Annotated in this window: 18 protein-coding genes; 4 read left to right on the forward strand and 14 right to left on the reverse strand. The window is 67.3% G+C overall.

Translation table 11 applies throughout. From position 1 onward, the window contains the following. Window positions 1-90 precede the first annotated feature (90 nt). The 8 genes from NIBR502771_RS18420 to NIBR502771_RS18455 all read right to left on the reverse strand — a co-directional run bounded on the left by NIBR502771_RS18420 (window position 91) and on the right by NIBR502771_RS18455 (window position 6,967). The gene (locus NIBR502771_RS18420; protein ID WP_141160969.1) at window positions 91-1,062 is read right to left on the reverse strand and encodes a TM2 domain-containing protein; all 972 of its coding nucleotides are present in this window, start codon (window positions 1,060-1,062) and stop codon (window positions 91-93) included. Between the two features lie 326 nt (window positions 1,063-1,388). Further along, complete coding sequence (locus tag NIBR502771_RS18425; protein WP_141160970.1) at window positions 1,389-1,862, reverse strand: hypothetical protein; 474 nt, start codon at window positions 1,860-1,862, stop codon at window positions 1,389-1,391. A 3-nt stretch (window positions 1,863-1,865) separates the two neighbouring features. Beyond that, window positions 1,866-2,636 (reverse strand): 4-hydroxy-tetrahydrodipicolinate reductase, encoded by a 771-nt coding sequence (dapB, locus tag NIBR502771_RS18430; RefSeq protein WP_141160971.1) that lies wholly within the window; start codon window positions 2,634-2,636, stop codon window positions 1,866-1,868. Window positions 2,637-2,727: 91 nt separating this feature from the next. Beyond that, on the reverse strand, window positions 2,728-3,192 hold the full coding sequence (locus tag NIBR502771_RS18435) for a molybdenum cofactor biosynthesis protein MoaE (protein WP_141160972.1): 465 nt from the start codon (window positions 3,190-3,192) through the stop codon (window positions 2,728-2,730). Further along, on the reverse strand, window positions 3,182-3,712 hold the full coding sequence (locus NIBR502771_RS18440) for a MogA/MoaB family molybdenum cofactor biosynthesis protein (protein ID WP_141160973.1): 531 nt from the start codon (window positions 3,710-3,712) through the stop codon (window positions 3,182-3,184). Before NIBR502771_RS18440 ends, NIBR502771_RS18435 begins: the two co-directional genes overlap by 11 nt. Further along, on the reverse strand, window positions 3,709-4,200 hold the full coding sequence (gene moaC, locus NIBR502771_RS18445; protein WP_141160974.1) for a cyclic pyranopterin monophosphate synthase MoaC: 492 nt from the start codon (window positions 4,198-4,200) through the stop codon (window positions 3,709-3,711). Before moaC ends, NIBR502771_RS18440 begins: the two co-directional genes overlap by 4 nt. Beyond that, window positions 4,188-5,432: a gephyrin-like molybdotransferase Glp gene (gene glp / locus NIBR502771_RS18450; protein WP_141160975.1), complete on the reverse strand. Its 1,245-nt coding sequence runs from the start codon at window positions 5,430-5,432 to the stop codon at window positions 4,188-4,190. Before glp ends, moaC begins: the two co-directional genes overlap by 13 nt. 23 nt (window positions 5,433-5,455) lie before the next feature. Further along, complete coding sequence (locus NIBR502771_RS18455) at window positions 5,456-6,967, reverse strand: molybdopterin-dependent oxidoreductase (protein ID WP_246839920.1); 1,512 nt, start codon at window positions 6,965-6,967, stop codon at window positions 5,456-5,458. A gap of 247 nt (window positions 6,968-7,214) precedes the next feature. Here NIBR502771_RS18455 and moaA point away from each other — a divergent pair, with 247 nt between their 5' ends. The 3 genes from moaA to NIBR502771_RS18470 all read left to right on the forward strand — a co-directional run bounded on the left by moaA (window position 7,215) and on the right by NIBR502771_RS18470 (window position 10,442). Beyond that, window positions 7,215-8,345, forward strand: coding sequence for a GTP 3',8-cyclase MoaA (gene moaA, locus NIBR502771_RS18460; protein WP_371706607.1), 1,131 nt, complete (start codon window positions 7,215-7,217; stop codon window positions 8,343-8,345). Window positions 8,346-8,350: 5 nt separating this feature from the next. After that, complete coding sequence (locus NIBR502771_RS18465; protein ID WP_141160977.1) at window positions 8,351-8,617, forward strand: MoaD/ThiS family protein; 267 nt, start codon at window positions 8,351-8,353, stop codon at window positions 8,615-8,617. A 97-nt stretch (window positions 8,618-8,714) separates the two neighbouring features. Continuing rightward, a complete protein-coding gene (locus tag NIBR502771_RS18470; protein ID WP_141160978.1) occupies window positions 8,715-10,442 on the forward strand; it encodes an HNH endonuclease signature motif containing protein in 1,728 nt (575 codons plus the stop codon). 20 nt (window positions 10,443-10,462) lie between these two features. Here the strand turns inward: NIBR502771_RS18470 and NIBR502771_RS21070 are convergent, their stop codons facing one another. Together NIBR502771_RS21070 and NIBR502771_RS21075 are read right to left on the reverse strand one after the other, a co-directional pair. Then, complete coding sequence (locus NIBR502771_RS21070) at window positions 10,463-11,023, reverse strand: hypothetical protein (RefSeq protein ID WP_246839729.1); 561 nt, start codon at window positions 11,021-11,023, stop codon at window positions 10,463-10,465. A 101-nt stretch (window positions 11,024-11,124) separates the two neighbouring features. Further along, the gene (locus NIBR502771_RS21075; RefSeq protein WP_246839730.1) at window positions 11,125-11,616 is read right to left on the reverse strand and encodes a hypothetical protein; all 492 of its coding nucleotides are present in this window, start codon (window positions 11,614-11,616) and stop codon (window positions 11,125-11,127) included. A gap of 140 nt (window positions 11,617-11,756) precedes the next feature. On the opposite strand from NIBR502771_RS21075, the gene NIBR502771_RS18480 reads away from it, so the two are divergent. Continuing rightward, entirely contained in the window at window positions 11,757-12,038 is a 282-nt protein-coding gene (locus NIBR502771_RS18480) for a hypothetical protein (RefSeq protein ID WP_141160979.1), read from the forward strand. An 8-nt stretch (window positions 12,039-12,046) separates the two neighbouring features. On the opposite strand, the gene NIBR502771_RS18485 is transcribed toward NIBR502771_RS18480, so the two are convergent. The 4 genes from NIBR502771_RS18485 to rpsO all read right to left on the reverse strand — a co-directional run bounded on the left by NIBR502771_RS18485 (window position 12,047) and on the right by rpsO (window position 16,866). Then, a complete protein-coding gene (locus NIBR502771_RS18485; RefSeq protein WP_168225761.1) occupies window positions 12,047-12,553 on the reverse strand; it encodes a DUF1579 family protein in 507 nt (168 codons plus the stop codon). Window positions 12,554-12,641: 88 nt separating this feature from the next. Then, on the reverse strand, window positions 12,642-13,985 hold the full coding sequence (locus NIBR502771_RS18490) for a pitrilysin family protein (RefSeq protein WP_141160981.1): 1,344 nt from the start codon (window positions 13,983-13,985) through the stop codon (window positions 12,642-12,644). A 112-nt stretch (window positions 13,986-14,097) separates the two neighbouring features. Next, window positions 14,098-16,356, reverse strand: a complete 2,259-nt coding sequence (locus NIBR502771_RS18495) for a polyribonucleotide nucleotidyltransferase (RefSeq protein ID WP_141161631.1) — start codon at window positions 16,354-16,356, stop codon at window positions 14,098-14,100. A gap of 240 nt (window positions 16,357-16,596) precedes the next feature. After that, a complete protein-coding gene (gene rpsO, locus NIBR502771_RS18500; RefSeq protein WP_013600532.1) occupies window positions 16,597-16,866 on the reverse strand; it encodes a 30S ribosomal protein S15 in 270 nt (89 codons plus the stop codon). Window positions 16,867-16,939: the final 73 nt, after the last annotated feature.

A 16,939-nucleotide genomic window follows, 5' to 3' on the forward strand; every position in this document is an offset into this window, starting at 1 on the left:
CCCTCCCGCTGCCCAAAGCGCCGGCCGGAATGAAAGGACCCGCGCCCCCGGGTGGGGCCGCGGGTCCGGTTCCGGCGCCGGGGCCGCCTGCTATTGCGGCGTCAGCGTGAAGGCGGCCGCCTTGTCGCCGAAGTCATCGTTGAGGACAACCTGGACCGGGCCCTTCTTCACATCGAACGCGATGACGCCCTGGCGGCGATCGCCGGCACCCACCTCATCGGTGGGCAGGGCGCCCATGCCGTCATCGAGGTAAACCAGTTCGCCCTCTTTGCCGTCAGCGTCGAAGACCGTGAAGTTCGAGGGGCTGGCGAAGCTGCTCCCGGTCAGCGTCTCCCAGGAGACCTTGACGGCCAGGAATCCGCCATTCTTGGGCTGCAGGTACGTCATGCGCGGAATTTCCGTGGTGTAGATGGAGTCGAGGACGCTGACCTTGACGGTATTTCCTTCCGAGACGGTGGCCACGAAGGAATTCGCGCCGGCAGCCGATCCACTGGGTGGGGCGGATCCAGTGGACGGCGCCGGGGCGGCCTGTGAGGCCGACGGAACATCGGGCGCTCCTGGGATCGTCCGCTTCTCAAGGGCGGCGCCGGCCACTGCAAGGGACACGAGGGTCAGCAGGATAGCGGTGATGATACTCACCAGCCAGAGGATGCCGGTGATGATCCAGGCCTTCTTCTTGTTCTCCGGGTAGCCCTCCAGCGGGCGGCCTTCCTTGTCCCTGGTGTTCCCCGTCAAGGTCATGATCAGGTCAACGAGGGCCCAGATGCCCAGGCCACCGGCGGTCAAGAGCTTGGCGACACCCGAGCCGGTCTTGCCCAGGTAGAAGCGGTCCGCACCAAATGTTCCCAGCAGCAGGGACAGGATCCAGGTGGTGATGAAGGACTTTCCGGGGCCGCCGGAGTAGAAAGCGTTGCCGTGGGGCCCGGGCTGGTATTCCCCCTGCGGACCTGCCGGGAACTGCCCCTGGAAATTGGGCCGTCCGCCGTAGGTGGATGGTGCCGGCGGAATGGGTGGAGCGGCCGGTCCGTTGTGGGGCGGCTGCGGGAAATTTGGGTGGCTCATTGATGGTCCTTCTGGTCAAGGGTGCGGTGCGGCACGCAGGGCGCGGCTGGGCCCAGGAGTAACTGCGCGCGGCGTCAGGAAGCCTCGGGCGGCACGGCGTGGAGGAGCGAAGTGGTGGGGTTGAGGGGCGGGGGCCCTGCCTTCGGTTCCGAAGAGCCGGAACCGTGGCACAGATACGGCCAGCCTCATGCTTTCCCCCAAAGCTAAAGAGTATTTACTAAATAAACCTACCGCGGGCGGAGGCGGACTGCGATGGGCAGAAATGCCCATCGCAGTTACCCGCAGCGCCACCGCGAGGCTGGGGCCGGGCCGGCGCCGGCGGTGGATCAGGAGGCGGCGGTAAAGAGCTTAACGGCGTCACGCATGGACGCCCGCGCACGTTTGCGGTCGCCGGCGGCGTCGTAGGCGCAGCTGAGGCGGAACCAGGAACGCCAGTCGTTGGGGGCGGCTTCGGCTTCGGCCCGGTACTTTTCGAACTCCGCGTCTGCTGCGGCCCGAACGATCCGGCCTCCGGGCGTGCGTGGGAGCTCATCGACGGGCAGCCCGCCTTCGGCTTCCAGGACTTTGGCCATCTGCTCGGTGCGGGCGCCGAACATGAGCTCCCGGATCAGGGCCCAGGCGCCCACAACGGGCAGCACCAGGTAGGCGGCGCCGATGGCCTTGGCTGTCAGGTTGCTGTCCGTCAGGAGCAGGAGCGAACGCTGGAAGGAGACCACCAGGTAGAAGACCAGCAGGAGGGTGACCGCACCCACCCAAATCTTGGTGCGGTTTTTCCGGAAGCCGGCTAGGAGACCATTCATGGCCTAGAGTCCCAGGTCCAGGTATCCATCCAGGCCCACTGTCAGGCCCGGGTGCGCCGCAACGTTGCGCACGCCCAGGAGCACGCCGGGCATGAACGAGGCGCGGTCGAAGGAATCGTGGCGAAGGGTCAGCTGCTCCCCCGGACCGCCAAAGAGCACTTCCTGGTGTGCCACCAGGCCGCGGAGCCGGACGCTGTGGACGCGGACGCCGTCCACCTCGCAGCCGCGGGCCCCGGCACGCTCGCTGGTGGTGGCATCCGGGCTTTGCGGAACCTGTGCCGCCGCGCGCTCGGCGGCGATCAGCTGGGCGGTGCGGACAGCGGTGCCGGACGGGGCGTCGACCTTGTCCGGGTGGTGCAGTTCGATGATCTCCACCGATTCAAAGTACTTCGAGGCCTTCGCTGCGAAGGCCGAGGCCAGGACCGAGCCCAGGGCGAAGTTGGGCGCAATGAGGACACCGGTGCCCGGGTGCGCTGCCAGCAAAGACTCCAGGTCTGACAAGCGTCCCGCGTCCCAGCCGGTGGTGCCCACCACGGTGTGGATGCCGTGCTCGACGGCGAAGCGGACGTTGGCTTCGGTGCTTTCGGGAACCGTCAGGTCCACCACATACTGGGCGCCCGAGGCGGCCAGCTGCTCCAGCGAGTCACCCCGTCCCAGGGCTGCGACGAGCTTCATGTCGGGCGCGGCGTCGACGGCTTTGACGGCCTCGGCGCCCATGCGTCCGTTGGCGCCCAGGACGGCCACCAGCTTGGGAACGGAGTGTTGTTCGGTCATGCCGTTAACCCTACCGGCGGGACCTGCGCGCGCAGGAACCGGGCGGCGTGCGTTACCTCGCAGTCCCGGGGGCGCTCCGGACAGTGCCGCATTAGCTGCCTGCGCCAACCCATTCCACGGTGCCGTCAGTGAAGAATTGTTCCTTCCAGATAGGCACCTGTTCCTTGATGCGGTCCACCAGCTCGGAGCAGACGGCGAACGCCTGCCCGCGGTGGGCTGCGGACACCGCGCACACCAGGGCCGGGTCCCCAATCTCCAGCATTCCGATCCGGTGCGCCGCCCAGATCCGGACGGGCTGTCCGGGCCCGGCACCTGCTTCGGCGTTCTGCTCGGCAACCAGGCGCCCGACGACGTCTGCCATGACCTGGTGCGCTGTGGGGTGCGCACTGTAGCTGAGGCGGTTGACGGCCTTGCCGCCGTCGTGGTTGCGCACCACGCCGCTGAAGCTGACCACGGCACCGGCTGTATCGCTTTCCACAGCGGCAATCGCCTGGTCCACCGAGATGGGCTCAGCGCTCAGGACCGCGCTGACTACTTCGAATGCTTCAGTGCCCATGTCCGCCCTCCAGCTGGTCGCACACATGCCCGATGAGCGGGTCCAGGACGCCCAGTCCGTCCATGACGCCCTTCGGGGAGCCGGGCAGGTTCACGATGAAGGTCCGCCCTGCGGCGCCGGCATACCCCCGGCTCAGGGCAGCAAGCGGGGTTTTGGCGGCTCCGGCCCGCCGGATGGCCTCCATGATTCCGGGGATTTCCCGGTCCAGCAGCGGCAGGGTGACGTCGGGAGTCCGGTCGTCGGGGCTGAGGCCGGTGCCGCCGCTGGTGATGACGACGGCGGGGCGCTGGGTAAGGAGCGCGCGGATGGCTGCGCCCGCGGGGTCGCCGTCGGGGACCACCATGGCGGGAAACACGTCAAAGCCGTGTTCGGTGAGCCAGTCGGTGATCACGGGCCCGGTTTCGTCGTCGTAGATGCCGGCGGCGGCGCGCGTGGAGGCGATGACGACGCCGGCTTTCCGTCCCTGTACGTCGCCATGCCGGTGCGGTTCGGGAACCCGAAGGGTGTTGGGGGTAGTCACAGGGCCCAGTCTCCGCTCTTGCCGCCACTCTTGGCCAGCACCTTGATGTCCGTGAGGACGGCATGTTTGTCCACGGCCTTGATCATGTCGTAGACGCTCAGCGCAGCCACGGACGCCGCTGTCAGGGCCTCCATTTCCACTCCGGTGACGCCCCGTGTCTTGACGGTGGAGCTGATGGCGACGGCGTCCAGGCCAAGGTCGAAATCGACCGTCACCTTGGACAGCGGCAGCGGGTGGCACAGCGGAATCAGGTCCGGGGTCTTCTTGGCGGCCATGATGCCTGCCACGCGCGCAACGGCCAGGGCATCCCCCTTGGGGAGGCCGCCGGCGCCCAGGAGCCGCATCACCTCCGGTGTGGTCCGGACCGTGGCGGTGGCCGTGGCCTCGCGGGTTGTTTCTGCCTTGGCGGAAACATCCACCATCTGGGCGCTGCCGTCCTGGCGCAGGTGCGTCAGCGCGGGGGTCTGTTCTGCGTTCACAGCATCCATACTTCCACCTCGTCGCCGGCGGCGAGCTCCGTTACGCCAACGGGGACGTGGACCAGGCAGTTCGATCCCGCGAGCGCGTGCATCAGGTGCGAGCCCTCGCCGCCCTCCAGCTGCGCGGTCCCGTCGGGCTGCAGGCTTCCCCGCCGGACCTGGTGCTTGTGCCCGGGTGACTTCAAGGGCTGGGCCAGGCGGGCGCGCAGCGGCTGCCTGGCCGCCGGCGACCCGAGCAGTCCCGACAGGGCGGGGCGGAGGAACATCTCGAAGGACACCAGGCAGCTGACCGGGTTGCCGGGAAACCCCAGGAAGGGGACGCCGTCGAACAGTCCTATCCCTTGGGGTCCGCCCGGCTGCATGGCCACGTGCAGGAACTCGGCGGGCTGGTCCGCCATGGCCTGGCGCACCACCTCATACGCGCCCTTGCTGACCCCGCCCGTGGTCACGATCAGGTCCACGTCATGGCCGGCGGTCCGCAGCAGGGCCTGGAGTTCGGCGGGGTTGTCGGTGGAGATGCCGGTGCGCCGGACGTTGAGTCCAGCCTGTTTCATGGCCGCTTCCAGGAGGGTTCCGTTGGAGTCGTAGATCTTGCCCTGCGGCAGTGGTTGTCCCGGTTGGACTACCTCGTCCCCGGTGGTGACGAGCAGGACAGTCACTGCCCGGTACACCTCCACCTCAGCCATACCGAGGGCTGCGAGAAGTCCCAGCTGCGCCGGTCCCAGGCACGTCCTGGCGGCCATGGCCCGCTCCCCCGCCGCAATGTCGCTGCCGGCGGTACGCACGTAGGTCCCCGGAACGGTTGCGGGCAGCTTCACCAGCCCATCGCTGCCCTCCGTGCGGAAGTGGTCAGGCACCGCCTTTTCGATGGGGACGACGGCGTCCGCCCCCGCCGGGATCATGGCACCGGTCATGATGGGCGCCGCGGTCCCGGGCCGCAGCGGCTGCGGGCTGGACCCGGCGGGAACCGGGGGCATGATGCGCAGGTCAGCTCCGCCATCGGAGATGTCCACTGACCGGACGGCGTACCCGTCCATTTGGGAGTTGTCGAATGGGGGAAGGCTGATGGGCGCCAGTAAGCCGTGCACCAGTGCCCGGCCGAGCGCACCGGTCAAGGGGAGGACTTCAGCGCGGGACTCTGCCGCCAGCCGGGCCAGGAGGTCCGTGACCGCCGCCAGATGCTCAGCAACGGAGCGGGCGTGGTGGGCCGGGCCTGCTTTGCCGTGGGGGTGGCTGGTCATGGGTACGCCTTTGGTCGCGGCCGTCAGGATTTCACGTCCACTCTAACGGTGTGGAATCCCGTGGCTCCGTCCGGCGCGGGAGGCCGCTCAGTTTCATCCTGGGCCACACCGTTGAGATCGGTGGCGCGGACCTGGACCTCATACTGCCCCGGGACCAGGCTGACCGCCAGCTTCCACTGGTACCAGGTGTCTATGGAGATGCCCGGGGCCAGCTCGGCTTCCCGCCACGGCCCTCGGTTGACCCGCAGTTCCACCTTTTGGATGCCGGTGTGCTGGGCCCAGGCAACGCCCGCCAGGAGTACGGTTCCGGCACTGACCGGACGCCCGCTGCGGGGTACGTCGATGCGCGACGACGTCTTGATGGGACCGCGCGCCGACCAGCCCCGCGGCGTCCAATACCCGGCGTCGTCGGCGAACCTGGTGACCTTGAGTTCAGTAACCCACTTGGTGGCCGACACATACCCGTAGAGGCCCGGGACCACCAGGCGTACCGGGAATCCGTGCTCCAGCGGCAGCGGTTCACCGTTCATGCCTACGGCAAGGAGCGCGTCCCTGCCGTCGTCGGTTAGGGCCTCCAGTGGCGTTCCGGCAGTCCAGCCATCGGCACTGCGGGAGAGGACCATGTCGGCCCCCTGGTGCGGAACAGCCAGGGCCAGCAGTTCGCGGACCGGCCAACCGAGCCAGCGGGCGTTTCCAATCAGGTCCCCGCCCACCCCGTTGGAAACACAGGCAATGGTCATGTGGCGTTCCACCAGGGGCTTCCCCAGGAGGTCGGCGAAGGAGAGCTGGACTTCCCGGGCCACCATTCCGGTGACTTTCAGGACCCAGGTCTCCGGGTTGACCGTAGGAACAGCCAGGGCAGTGTCGATCCGGTAGAAACCAGGGTTGGGGGTGACCAGCGGCGGCATCCCGGGTACGCCCGCCTCTGCGGCCGCCGGAATGGGCGGTGCCGCGGACGCAGGGGCCGGCAGGGTGATCCGTGCCCTGGCTTCGGTGGCGGCGATGGCGGCTCCGCGCCAGAATCCCGCCAGCACTCCCCCCAGGGCTGAGGCGGCTGAGGTGGCGGCGAGAGCCTGGAGGAAGCCGCGGCGGGAACCGGCGGTTCCTCCGGGCCCTGCCTTCCCCGGGGCGGAGCCTTCCCACGACTGCAGCCGCCGGACCAGGAATCGCAACAGCACGATGGCGGCTGCCGCGGCCAGGACCGGCAGCATGGGGGCCAAGGGGGTCGCCTGGGCCCGTGTGAGGACCGCAGCCAGTCCCGCCAGCCCGAAAATCCCCATCACGAAGGCACCGGCCCACCGGCGGCGGAGCTCCAGGACCCCGGCCAGGGCCGCCAGAGCGGCAATGGCCAGCCCCATGCCCGCCAGGAGCGCGGCCTTGTCCGCAGTGCCGAAGAGGGTGATGGCCCAGTCCTTGACTCCGGGCGGGACGGCATCGATGACAGCGCCGCCCACAGCGGTCAGGGGCGAAAGGGAGGGGCTGGCAAAACCCGCCAGCAGCTCCCCCGCCGCGAGGCCGCCGGCGGCCGCTGCGATCCCGGCGGCCGCACCCCACCGTGCCCCGGGCCGCGGGACTGACTGGTGCGGGACTGCCTGGTGTTGGACGGGACTTTCCGCACGCTCCCCGGGGCCGGCGCCGTCGTCGTCCGCCCCGTGCTGTTGCGGGGAACTCTTCACAACTTCCAGCATAGGTTCGGCGGCGGTCCCCGGCGCAGGTTCCGTCCGGTGGTTCTGCGCCGGTCACGGGTGTGATGCGCAGCGCAACGTGGCGTAGCCTGAAATCATGAGTGTCCAGCTAGGAATGCCGCAGCCGCGCGAGGAAACAGCCCCTGCGCTGCCAGGCGTTCCGGCGCGCCGCCCCGCTGACGCGCCGGCCGGGCTGGCGGACCGGTATGGCCGCCGCGCCACGGACATGAGGCTGTCCCTAACGGACAAGTGCAATCTCCGCTGCACCTACTGCATGCCCGCGGAAGGCCTGGAATGGCTCGCCAAGCAGGCAGTGATGTCCGCAGCGGAAATCGTGCGGATCGTGAAAGTCGGCGTGGAGCAGCTGGGGGTCCGGGAACTGCGGCTCACCGGCGGTGAGCCGCTGGTCAGGCATGACCTGGTGGACATCATCGCCGCCCTGCGGGCCAACCACCCGGACCTGCCGATCTCCATGACCACCAACGGGGTGGGCCTGGCCAGGAAGGCTGCCGCGCTGAAGGATGCAGGGCTGACCCGCATCAATGTGTCGCTGGACTCACTGCATGAGGAGACGTTCACCAAACTGACCCGGCGCCCGTTCCTCGGCCAGGTCCTGGCCGGAGTGGACGCCGCCTGGGCCGCCGGCCTGGGTCCGGTCAAACTGAATGCTGTCCTGATGCGGGGCATTAACGACGCCGAGTCGCCCCAGCTGCTGGCCTGGGCGCTGGAGCGCGGATACGAACTGCGGTTCATTGAACAGATGCCGCTCGACGCCGATCACGGCTGGACCCGCCGCAATATGATCACCGCCGCCGAAATCCGCGCCCTGCTGTCCCGGGACTACGTCCTCACCCCCGATCCCCGGGCGCGTGACGGCGCTCCTGCGGAGCGGTTTGAGGTACGACGGCGGCAGGACGGTCCGGCGGACGGCGCCGGCAGTCCCCTCCTTGGGACGGTGGGGATCATCGCCTCCGTCACCGAACCGTTCTGCGCTGACTGCAGGCGGACCAGGATCACTGCCGAAGGCAAGATCATGAGCTGCCTGTTTTCCCGGGAGGAGTTCGACCTGCTGGGCCTGCTGCGCACTGGTGCCGGCGACGACGAGCTGGCTCAGCGGTGGCAGGATGCCATGTGGATCAAACCAAAGGCCCACGGCATGGACCACGTGGGACTCGACGCTCCGGACTTCGTCCAGCCGGACCGCAGCATGAGCGCCATCGGGGGCTGACACGGATGCTTGTACGTTATTTTGCTGCCGCGCGCGCTGCCGCCGGCTCCGAGGAAGAAAAGTTCGACCTGCCCGACGGTGCCACGGTCGCCCATCTCTTGGAAGCTGTGCTGGGGGTGCCTCGCGCCGAGCCGCCGGCAGGCACTCCTCCGCTCGCTCGGCTCCTGTCCCGCAGCAGCTTCCTGCTCAACGAGGTGGCCGTCCGGGACCAGTCAACGGTTCTTGGGGCCGACGACGTGGTCGACGTGCTTCCCCCCTTTGCTGGCGGGTAGGTAATACAAGCATGTCCGGGCGTCTGGGCAGCGGCTGGCCAGCCCTGCCAAGGCTGCGTCCGCTTTGAATGTCAGACCCCTGTTGGATGATGTTTTCATGGGAATCGGTGCGGATCTCGCGGTGGTGATGGAGGGTGTTTCTGCCTCTGTTGCTGCCCTGAGCGGGCTGGTTCTGGATGATTGTTCCTTGGCTTCGGGCGCTCATGTTGGTGCTGACGTGGATGTGTTGCGGCGCCGGTATGAGATCCGGTTGGAGCGGCTTGAAGTCGTGGCCCGGTTGGAGGCCCAGCTCGCAGCGGTCAAGGTCAGTGATGTTGCCGAAGCCGTCGAAATCCAGCTGGCACAGGTTGCACCTGACGCCCCGGTCCATGAGTGCACGTTTGCGGAGATGTCCGCGGTGGAGGAGATCGCCGGGATCCTCACCATCAGTTCGGGGGCGGCCGGTGCGTTGGTGGAGCAGTCCCGGCGGGTCTGTTCCCTGCCGGCTGTGGTTGAGGCCCTGTCCATGGGTGGGGTGTCGTGGCAGCACGCCCGGATCGTGGCCGACGAAACCGAAGGCCTCACCCCCGACTCTGCCGCCGGCCTGGTGGCGCATTTCTTTGACCCTGACGCGCCCAACCCGGCCCGGGGCGCCGCGCCCGGTGACCTTGTCCCGTCCAGGTTTCGGGCGAAGGTCCGGGCTTGGCGGGAACGCCACCACCCTGAGTCCTTGGAGAAACGGCATGTGAAGGGGGTGGCGGACCGGCGGATGGACTACGCCCCGGACCGGGACGGGATGGCCTGGCTGTCCCTGTACCTTCCCGGCGATACCGCGTGCGCCATCTGGAACCGCAGCACCGCCACCGCCCGCGGCGTCCAAAACCCCACGGAGGAGCGGACCCTCACCCAGCTCCGCGCCGACGTCGCCGCGTCACTGCTCCTCGGCGCCGGAAACACGACGGCCGCGGGTGAAGCTGCCAGGAGCACCGGTGATATTGGGAAAATCCCCACACCGCGGGCCGACATCCTGGTCACGGTCCCGGTGTTCTCACTGCTTGGCCTCACCGATGAGCCCGCGGTGCTGGACGGATTCGGGCCGATCCCGGCATCCATGGCACGGAGGCTCGTCGCCGGCGGGGCGGAATCGTTCTACCGGGTCCTGGTCGACCCGCGCGACGGGGCACCCCTGGAGATCGGACGCACCCGCTACCGGCTCCCGGAGACCAGCAAGAAATGGATCCGGCTGCGGGACTGCAAATGCACCTTCCCAGGCTGCACCAACCACACCCCCGACAACGACACCGACCACCTCACCGCCTGGCAACACGGCGGCAAAACAGACATCCGAAACTTGGCCCAGCTCTGCCCAAAACACCACCGCCTCAAACACACCAGCACCTGGGTCCCTGACGCGGCGACCCCGAATGAACCGCCCGGCTGGACCTCACCCACCGGCCGACACTACAAACCCGAACAAGCAGACTCCCAACCAACCCACTGGCCACCAGGAATCCTGGCGCCGAAGGCCATCGTCTCCGGGAAGTCCGCACCGACAGCGTTGGACGCACCAGGGGTGGGCCCAGCCGGGTTGGGCGCACCGGCGACAGCGGACGAAGTGGGACCAATGGAACCACCATCGGAACTGCCGGTGGAACTGCCGCTATGGCGCCAGTTAGTGACAGACACGCTGGAGTGGCCGGACGAGCCAGCCGAGGAACCGCCTGGCGGCAACTTGCTTGAGCCGGATGAACTCCCGCCGACAGATCCTTTGTGGGACGATTTCTACGCCATGCCGTTCCTGCTGCCACCAGACCCGGCGGGACATTGGGACGTGCTCCTGTCGTAGTACTTCCCCAGGGGTGTGTGTCAGCGGGTGGGTACAGGGGCCGATGGCCCCCCGCTGGACGCGGGCCCCGTTGCCAGTGCCATGGCCAGCAGTGACGCCCGGCTGTGGACTCGGCAAGCCTTGAAGAGTTGCTTGAACTGGTCCTGGACCGTGTACGGCGTCACTCCCTGGGCGTCCGCCATGGCTGCCGTACCGGCCCCTGCTGCAGTGAGCCAGAGCAGTTCCCCCTGCCGGGGTGTCAGGCCAAACGCCCGGGCAAACATGTCAAGCCTCGCGGCAGGCGTGCTGGCCTGAATCGTCACGGCCACCGGTGGAGTGGGTCCGGACCCCCCCGACTCCATGCGGTTGGCCCGCAGGGAGGCCCAGCGGCCCGCCCCGACGTAGACCCTGCATTCCGCGGGGTGGGTGTCCACCAGCGCTTCCCTTGCCGCCAGCTGGGCCGCAACGTTCAACACCTCAGCCGGCACGTGATCGTGAGGAACCGGACCAGGCTGAAGCAGCTGGAGCCAGTCGTCCACGGACGCCGTTCGGCCAGCTATCGCCAGATCGTCGTCCAGGGTGAGGACAGCCTGCTCCGGCAATCCGGGCTGCCCGGCTCCTGTCCCGGATGCGTGGTCCGGGCCAGGTTCCGGGGGCGGTCGAATCCAAAATTGCCTGGCTACGGACCTCCGCAGACCCGCGGTCACTGCCGCTGCGAGCTCGCCCAGGTACGCAGTTTCTTCGTCCGTGAAGGGGACCGAACGCCGGTACGCCACAAATCGAGCCAGACCCAACACCCATACTTGTCGGCAAAGACGGCGGACAGGACATCGCGGACCCCATAGCGCTGCAACACGCCACTCCACACCGGGCTGCGGAAGGGCTCTCCCTGCGTTGCCGTCAGGAGGGACTCCGCCGGCTCCGGCGAATGCATCAGCTCGGTCCAGCGGCTGGCCCCGGAGAGGTACTTGAGGCGGATAAGTGTGGGCAATTCCTGGGGGCAGGGAATCCTGGCCCTCGGAGCCATCCCCACCGTCGTGTCGGGATCACACAACGGCCAAACGAATGCATCGAAAGGCACCATGGTGGCCACTTCTGCCAGAATCGCTGTCCGGAGAGCTTGGTGATCCAGGTCCGAGCCTGCCAGGAGTCGGATGCGCTCCTGGCTCCGGTTTCCAGCCCAGCCCTTGGTCATGTTCCAAGTATGCTCCGGCCATCCCGGGCAACCCGGAGGCGGTGCCACCCAGAATTCTGGGATACCCGCCGCAGCCCGACCGTTTAGCTTTAGCAGCGTGGAGCGTCCTCCAACCTGGCGGGACGAGTAAGGAGACTGGGATGTTCACCCTGCAGATCGAACACAGCATCACCGATTTCAGCACGTGGAAGGCGCCATTCGACCGTGATCCGGTGGGCCGGTCCGCGTCAGGGGTTCTCGCGCACCGGATAGGCCGGCCCGTGGGCGAACTGCAATACATTGTTGTGGAACTCGACTTCGCGGACCTGGCCCTGGCAGAGCAGCTGCTCAAGAACCTTCGAACACAGGTATGGCGTTCGCCCGCCAACGCCCCTGCCCTCGCCGGTGCGCCGAAAACGCGCATCATCGAGGCGGCATCCTAGCCCATGCCTCACGCGCGGTGGAACTCCGAGCGCATGAATGGCTTGTACGGCGATTCATTACCGTCGGTTCCAGCCTCCGGGGTGTCGCCGCCGTCGTCCTGCCCGGCAGAACGTAGTTCGGTGACGTGCGTCAGGACACCGTCCGCCACCTCGATGGAGTGGCGCGTCCAGCTTCCGGCAGTGCGGCGTTCAACGCGGAGGACACCGTCGCGCCAAGTGCAGCGGGTGGCGCTGCCGAGCGGAACGCCGGCGCTGTCCACGTAGTACCACAGCACATCGTTGTGGACCGGATCGATCGTGAAGATGCCGTGGCCTTCGAAATGGCTGCCGTCGGGTTCAGCGTGGCGGTAGCTCTGCACGACGCCGAGACCTCCGGCCACCTGGCTGTAGGTCACTTCTGCATCAACGCTGCGTTCGGGCCCCCACGGACCTGCAGCGACCTGGGTCCGTCCCCGCCAGTGACCCAGCAGGCCGGATAACGCATGAGGTCCGTGCCGCACTCCCGCCCCGTTCACCGTTCCGCCTTCCCAAACGAAGATCGCTCCCCAACTTAGGATGGACTCTGGAGGGCCGGGCCGCCAGCGTCTCCGCGGCGCCAGGTTGCTACAACCCGAACGTCTCCGTCTCCTCGAACGGGCCAACCACGGTGACGGTCCGCGGGGCTGCGGCGAGTTCGGCGGCCAATTCCTGGACTTGTTCTGCGGTGACCGCCTTGATGAGCCGCAGGGTTTCGTCGATGTCCTGGTATTCGCCGGAGACCAGTTCGGCCCTGCCCAGGCGGGACATCCGTGAGCCGGTGTCCTCCAGGGCCAGGACGATGCCGCCGCCGAGCTGTCCCACGGCCTTGCGGAGCTCGTCGTCGGAGATGCCGTGTTCGGCGAGCTTGTCCAGCTCCACAGCCAGCAGGTCCAGCACCTGCCTGACCTTGGACGGCGTGCAGCCCGCGTACATCCCAAAGTAGCCGGCGTCGGCGTAGGACGAGGCAAAGGAGTAGGTGGAGTACACCAGGCCGCGCTTCTCGCGGACTTCCTGGAACAGCCTGGAGGACATGCCGCCCCCCAGGACCGCATTCAGCACACTCATGACGTAGCGGCGTTCATCGGTGGCAACGATGGTGGGGCAGCCCATGATGATATTCGCCTGCTCCACAGCGCGCTTGACCACGTGCAGGCCTGCGGTCCCGGTGATGAGGGCGCGTTCGGTGGAGCGCCGCTGCACCGGTGCGGCGTCGGGCCCAAGCGACCAGCCCGCGGTCTGGAGGGCATCCACCACGAGTCCGCAGACGACGTCGTGGTCCAGCCCGCCCGCGGCGGTGATGACCAGCTCCTCCGGTTTGTAGTACCTGCGGTAGTGCTCCCACACGGAGTCCCGGGCCACGGCCTTGATGGCGGCGGGAGTGCCGCCGATGGGGCGGCCCAGCGGGTGGCTGCCCAGGACCGCGGCGACGAAGTGCTCGTGGGCGACGTCGGTGGGGTCATCGCTGTCCATGGCGATTTCCTCGAGGATGACGTCCCGTTCCTGCTCCATCTCGTCAGGGTCCAGCACGGCGCCGGTGATCATGTCCGCGATGACGTCGATTGCCATGGGAAGGTCCGAGTCCAGCACCCGGGCAAAGTAGCAGGTGCTTTCCTTGGCAGTGGCCGCGTTCGATTCGCCGCCCACCTCGTCAAAGGCGGAGGCAATCTCCAGGGCCGTGCGGCGCCTGGTCCCCTTGAACAGCAGGTGCTCAAGGAAGTGGGTGGACCCGTGCTGGCCGGGAGCCTCGTCACGGGATCCGACGCCCACCCAGAACCCGATCGTGGCAGACCGCTGGCCCGGCATCGCCTCGGTCAGTACCCGCACTCCCCCTGGCAGCACTGAACGCCGGACCTCGGACCCGCCGTCGGAGCCGTGGACCAGGGTGTCGCCGGCGTGGTTCTGCTCAAGCGGCAGGGGTACAACAGTCATTGATGCCTTTCAGGACGGGCAGCCGGATCTGGCTGCCATCGTAACAGCGGCGGGACCGGTGGATCATCCACCGGTCCCGCCGATTCATGCTTATGCCGGGAAGCCCCTGCTGTTAGACCTCAGCGCCTTCAGCAGGCTCCGTGGCGTGAACGCGCTCGGTCTCGTCGGCGCCTTCCTCTTCAGCCACGACCGGAGACAGGGACAGCTTTCCGCGGTCATCGATCTTGGTGATTTCCACCTGGATCTTCTGGCCCACGGAAACAACGTCATCAACGTTGTCCACCCGCTTGCCGCCGGCGATCTTGCGCAGCTCGGAGATGTGCAGGAGGCCGTCCTTGCCCGGGGTCAGCGACACGAAGGCCCCGAAGGTGGTGGTCTTGACGACCGTGCCCAGGTAGCGCTCGCCGATTTCCGGAACCTGCGGGTTGGCGATGGCGTTGATGGCGGAGCGTGCTGCGTCGGCAGACGGACCGTTCGTGGCGCCAATGTAGACCGTGCCGTCGTCCTCGATGGAGATGTCGGCGCCCGTGTCTTCCTGGATCTGATTGATCATCTTGCCCTTGGGGCCGATGACCTCGCCGATCTTGTCCACGGGGATCTTGACGGCGATGACGCGCGGTGCGAACTCGGAGAGCTCGTCCGGGGTGTCGATGGCCGAGTTGATGACCTCGAGGATGTGCAGGCGGGCTTCGCGGGCCTGCTTCAGGGCTGCCGCGAGCACCGAAGCGGGGATGCCGTCGAGCTTGGTGTCCAGCTGGATGGCCGTGACGAACTCGGCGGTGCCGGCAACCTTGAAGTCCATGTCACCGAAGGCGTCTTCGGCGCCCAGGATGTCGGTCAGCGCCGCGTAGCGGGTCTGGCCGTCCACCTGGTCGGAGACCAGGCCCATGGCGATACCGGCGACGGCGGCCTTCAGGGGCACACCGGCGTTCAGCAGGGACAGGGTGGAGGCGCAGACGGAACCCATCGACGTCGAACCGTTGGAACCGAGGGCTTCGGATACCTGGCGGATGGCGTAGGGGAATTCCTCGCGGGACGGCAGGACGGGCACGAGTGCACGTTCGGCCAGGGCACCGTGGCCGATTTCGCGGCGCTTGGGCGAGCCCACGCGGCCGGTTTCACCGGTGGAGTACGGCGGGAAGTTGTAGTTGTGCATGTAGCGCTTGCGCGTCACGGGAGACAGCGAGTCGATCTGCTGCTCCATCTTGAGCATGTTCAGCGTGGTGACACCCATGATCTGGGTCTCGCCGCGTTCGAAGATGGCGGAGCCGTGGACGCGGGGCAGGACCTCGACCTCGGCGGTCAGCTGGCGGATGTCCGTCAGGCCACGGCCGTCGATGCGGACCTGGTCCTTGAGGATGCGCTGGCGCACAACGTGCTTGGTGACCGAGCGGAAGGCTGCGGACAGTTCCTTCTCGCGGCCTTCGAACTGGCCGGCGAGGTTGGCGAGGACCTCGTCCTTGAGTGCGTCGGAGGCGTTGTCGCGTTCCTGCTTGTCGGCGATCTGGAAGACGGCGGCGAGCTTGTCGGCAGCGGCGGATTCGACGGCGGCGTAAGCGTCGTCCTCGTAGTCCAGGAAGACCGGGAACTCGACCGTGGGCTTTGCAGCGCGTGCGGCGAGGTCGGCCTGGGCGTCGCAGAGTGCCTTGATGAACGGCTTGGCAGCTTCGAGGCCCTCGGCCACAACCTCTTCGGTGGGGGCAGTGGCGCCCTGTTCGTTGATGAGGTTCCAGGAGTTGTCGGTTGCTTCGGCTTCGACCATCATGATGGCGACGTCGTCACCGGCAACGCGGCCGGCAACCACCATGTTGAACACGGAGTTTTCCAGCTGGGAGTGCTTGGGGAAGGCAACCCACTGCGATCCGTTTTCGTCGTTGACCAGGGCAACGCGGACGCCGCCGATGGGGCCGGAGAACGGGAGGCCGGACAGCTGGGTGGACATCGAGGAAGCGTTGATGGCAACGACGTCGTACAGCTCATCGGGGTTGATGGCCAGGACGGTGACCACGATCTGGACCTCGTTGCGCAGGCCCTTGATGAAGGCGGGGCGCAGCGGGCGGTCCATCAGGCGGCAGGCCAGGATGGCTTCGGTGGACGGGCGGCCTTCGCGGCGGAAGAACGAGCCCGGGATGCGGCCGGCAGCGTACATGCGCTCTTCGACGTCGACCGTCAGCGGGAAGAAGTCGAAGCCTTCACGCGGGTGCTTGCCGGCGGTGGTTGCGGACAGCAGTGCGGTGTCATCGTCGATGTACACCATGGCTGCGCCGGCGGCCTGCTTGGCGAGGCGGCCGGTTTCGAAGCGGATTACGCGCTTGCCGAAACGGCCATTGTCAATGACTGCTTCCGAGAACTGGATTTCGGGACCCTCCAAGAGAGTCACCTCCGTTTCTTTTTACGGAAGTCCAGCCGCATCAACCCAGCCAGCATCTGTCTACTGGCCCTGCACCCGGTCATCGATCGAGACCCACGGGCCGCCGGCTTCAGTCAACGAAGCCGTTCCCGGGGATCACTACCGAGGACCGCGAATGCGTGATGCGGTTGATCCTCCTGTTTAGTTTTTATTTGAAGAAGGCGGCCCGTTCCGGAGGGAAAGGGCCGCCCCAAAGTGTGACTAGCGGCGCAGGCCGAGACGCTCGATGAGCGAACGGTAGCGGGCGATGTCAGTCTTCTTGAGGTAGCTCAGCATGCGCTTGCGGCGACCAACCATGGCCAGCAGACCGCGCTGGGTGTGGTAGTCGTGCTTGTGCTCCTTCATGTGCTCAGTCAGATCCTTGATCCGCTGGGTCAGGACGGCAACCTGGACCTCGGGTGAACCGGTGTCACCTTCGCCAGTTGCGTATTCCTTGATGATGGACTGCTTTACAGCGGCGTCAAGTGCCACAATATCTCCTTGGGATGTGCCGTGCGGGCCCAGGTCAGTAACTCACTGCCGGGTCTGCCGTGTTGGTCCTGAT

Source organism: Pseudarthrobacter sp. NIBRBAC000502771 (assembly GCF_006517215.1).
Taxonomy (GTDB): Bacteria; Actinomycetota; Actinomycetes; order Actinomycetales; family Micrococcaceae; genus Arthrobacter; species Arthrobacter niigatensis.

What these genes read in the sequence shown, in the direction of transcription:
- NIBR502771_RS18420 (WP_141160969.1), bottom strand. Translation starts at nt 1,062, where the DNA reads ATGAGCCACCCAAATTTCCCGCAGCCGCCCCACAACGGACCGGCCGCT.
- NIBR502771_RS18425 (WP_141160970.1), bottom strand. Translation starts at nt 1,862, where the DNA reads ATGAATGGTCTCCTAGCCGGCTTCCGGAAAAACCGCACCAAGATTTGG.
- dapB (WP_141160971.1), bottom strand. Translation starts at nt 2,636, where the DNA reads ATGACCGAACAACACTCCGTTCCCAAGCTGGTGGCCGTCCTGGGCGCC.
- NIBR502771_RS18435 (WP_141160972.1), bottom strand. Translation starts at nt 3,192, where the DNA reads ATGGGCACTGAAGCATTCGAAGTAGTCAGCGCGGTCCTGAGCGCTGAG.
- moaC (WP_141160974.1), bottom strand. Translation starts at nt 4,200, where the DNA reads ATGGATGCTGTGAACGCAGAACAGACCCCCGCGCTGACGCACCTGCGC.
- glp (WP_141160975.1), bottom strand. Translation starts at nt 5,432, where the DNA reads ATGACCAGCCACCCCCACGGCAAAGCAGGCCCGGCCCACCACGCCCGC.
- moaA (WP_371706607.1), top strand. Translation starts at nt 7,215, where the DNA reads ATGAGTGTCCAGCTAGGAATGCCGCAGCCGCGCGAGGAAACAGCCCCT.
- NIBR502771_RS18465 (WP_141160977.1), top strand. Translation starts at nt 8,351, where the DNA reads ATGCTTGTACGTTATTTTGCTGCCGCGCGCGCTGCCGCCGGCTCCGAG.
- NIBR502771_RS18470 (WP_141160978.1), top strand. Translation starts at nt 8,715, where the DNA reads ATGGGAATCGGTGCGGATCTCGCGGTGGTGATGGAGGGTGTTTCTGCC.
- NIBR502771_RS21075 (WP_246839730.1), bottom strand. Translation starts at nt 11,616, where the DNA reads ATGACCAAGGGCTGGGCTGGAAACCGGAGCCAGGAGCGCATCCGACTC.
- NIBR502771_RS18480 (WP_141160979.1), top strand. Translation starts at nt 11,757, where the DNA reads ATGTTCACCCTGCAGATCGAACACAGCATCACCGATTTCAGCACGTGG.
- NIBR502771_RS18490 (WP_141160981.1), bottom strand. Translation starts at nt 13,985, where the DNA reads ATGACTGTTGTACCCCTGCCGCTTGAGCAGAACCACGCCGGCGACACC.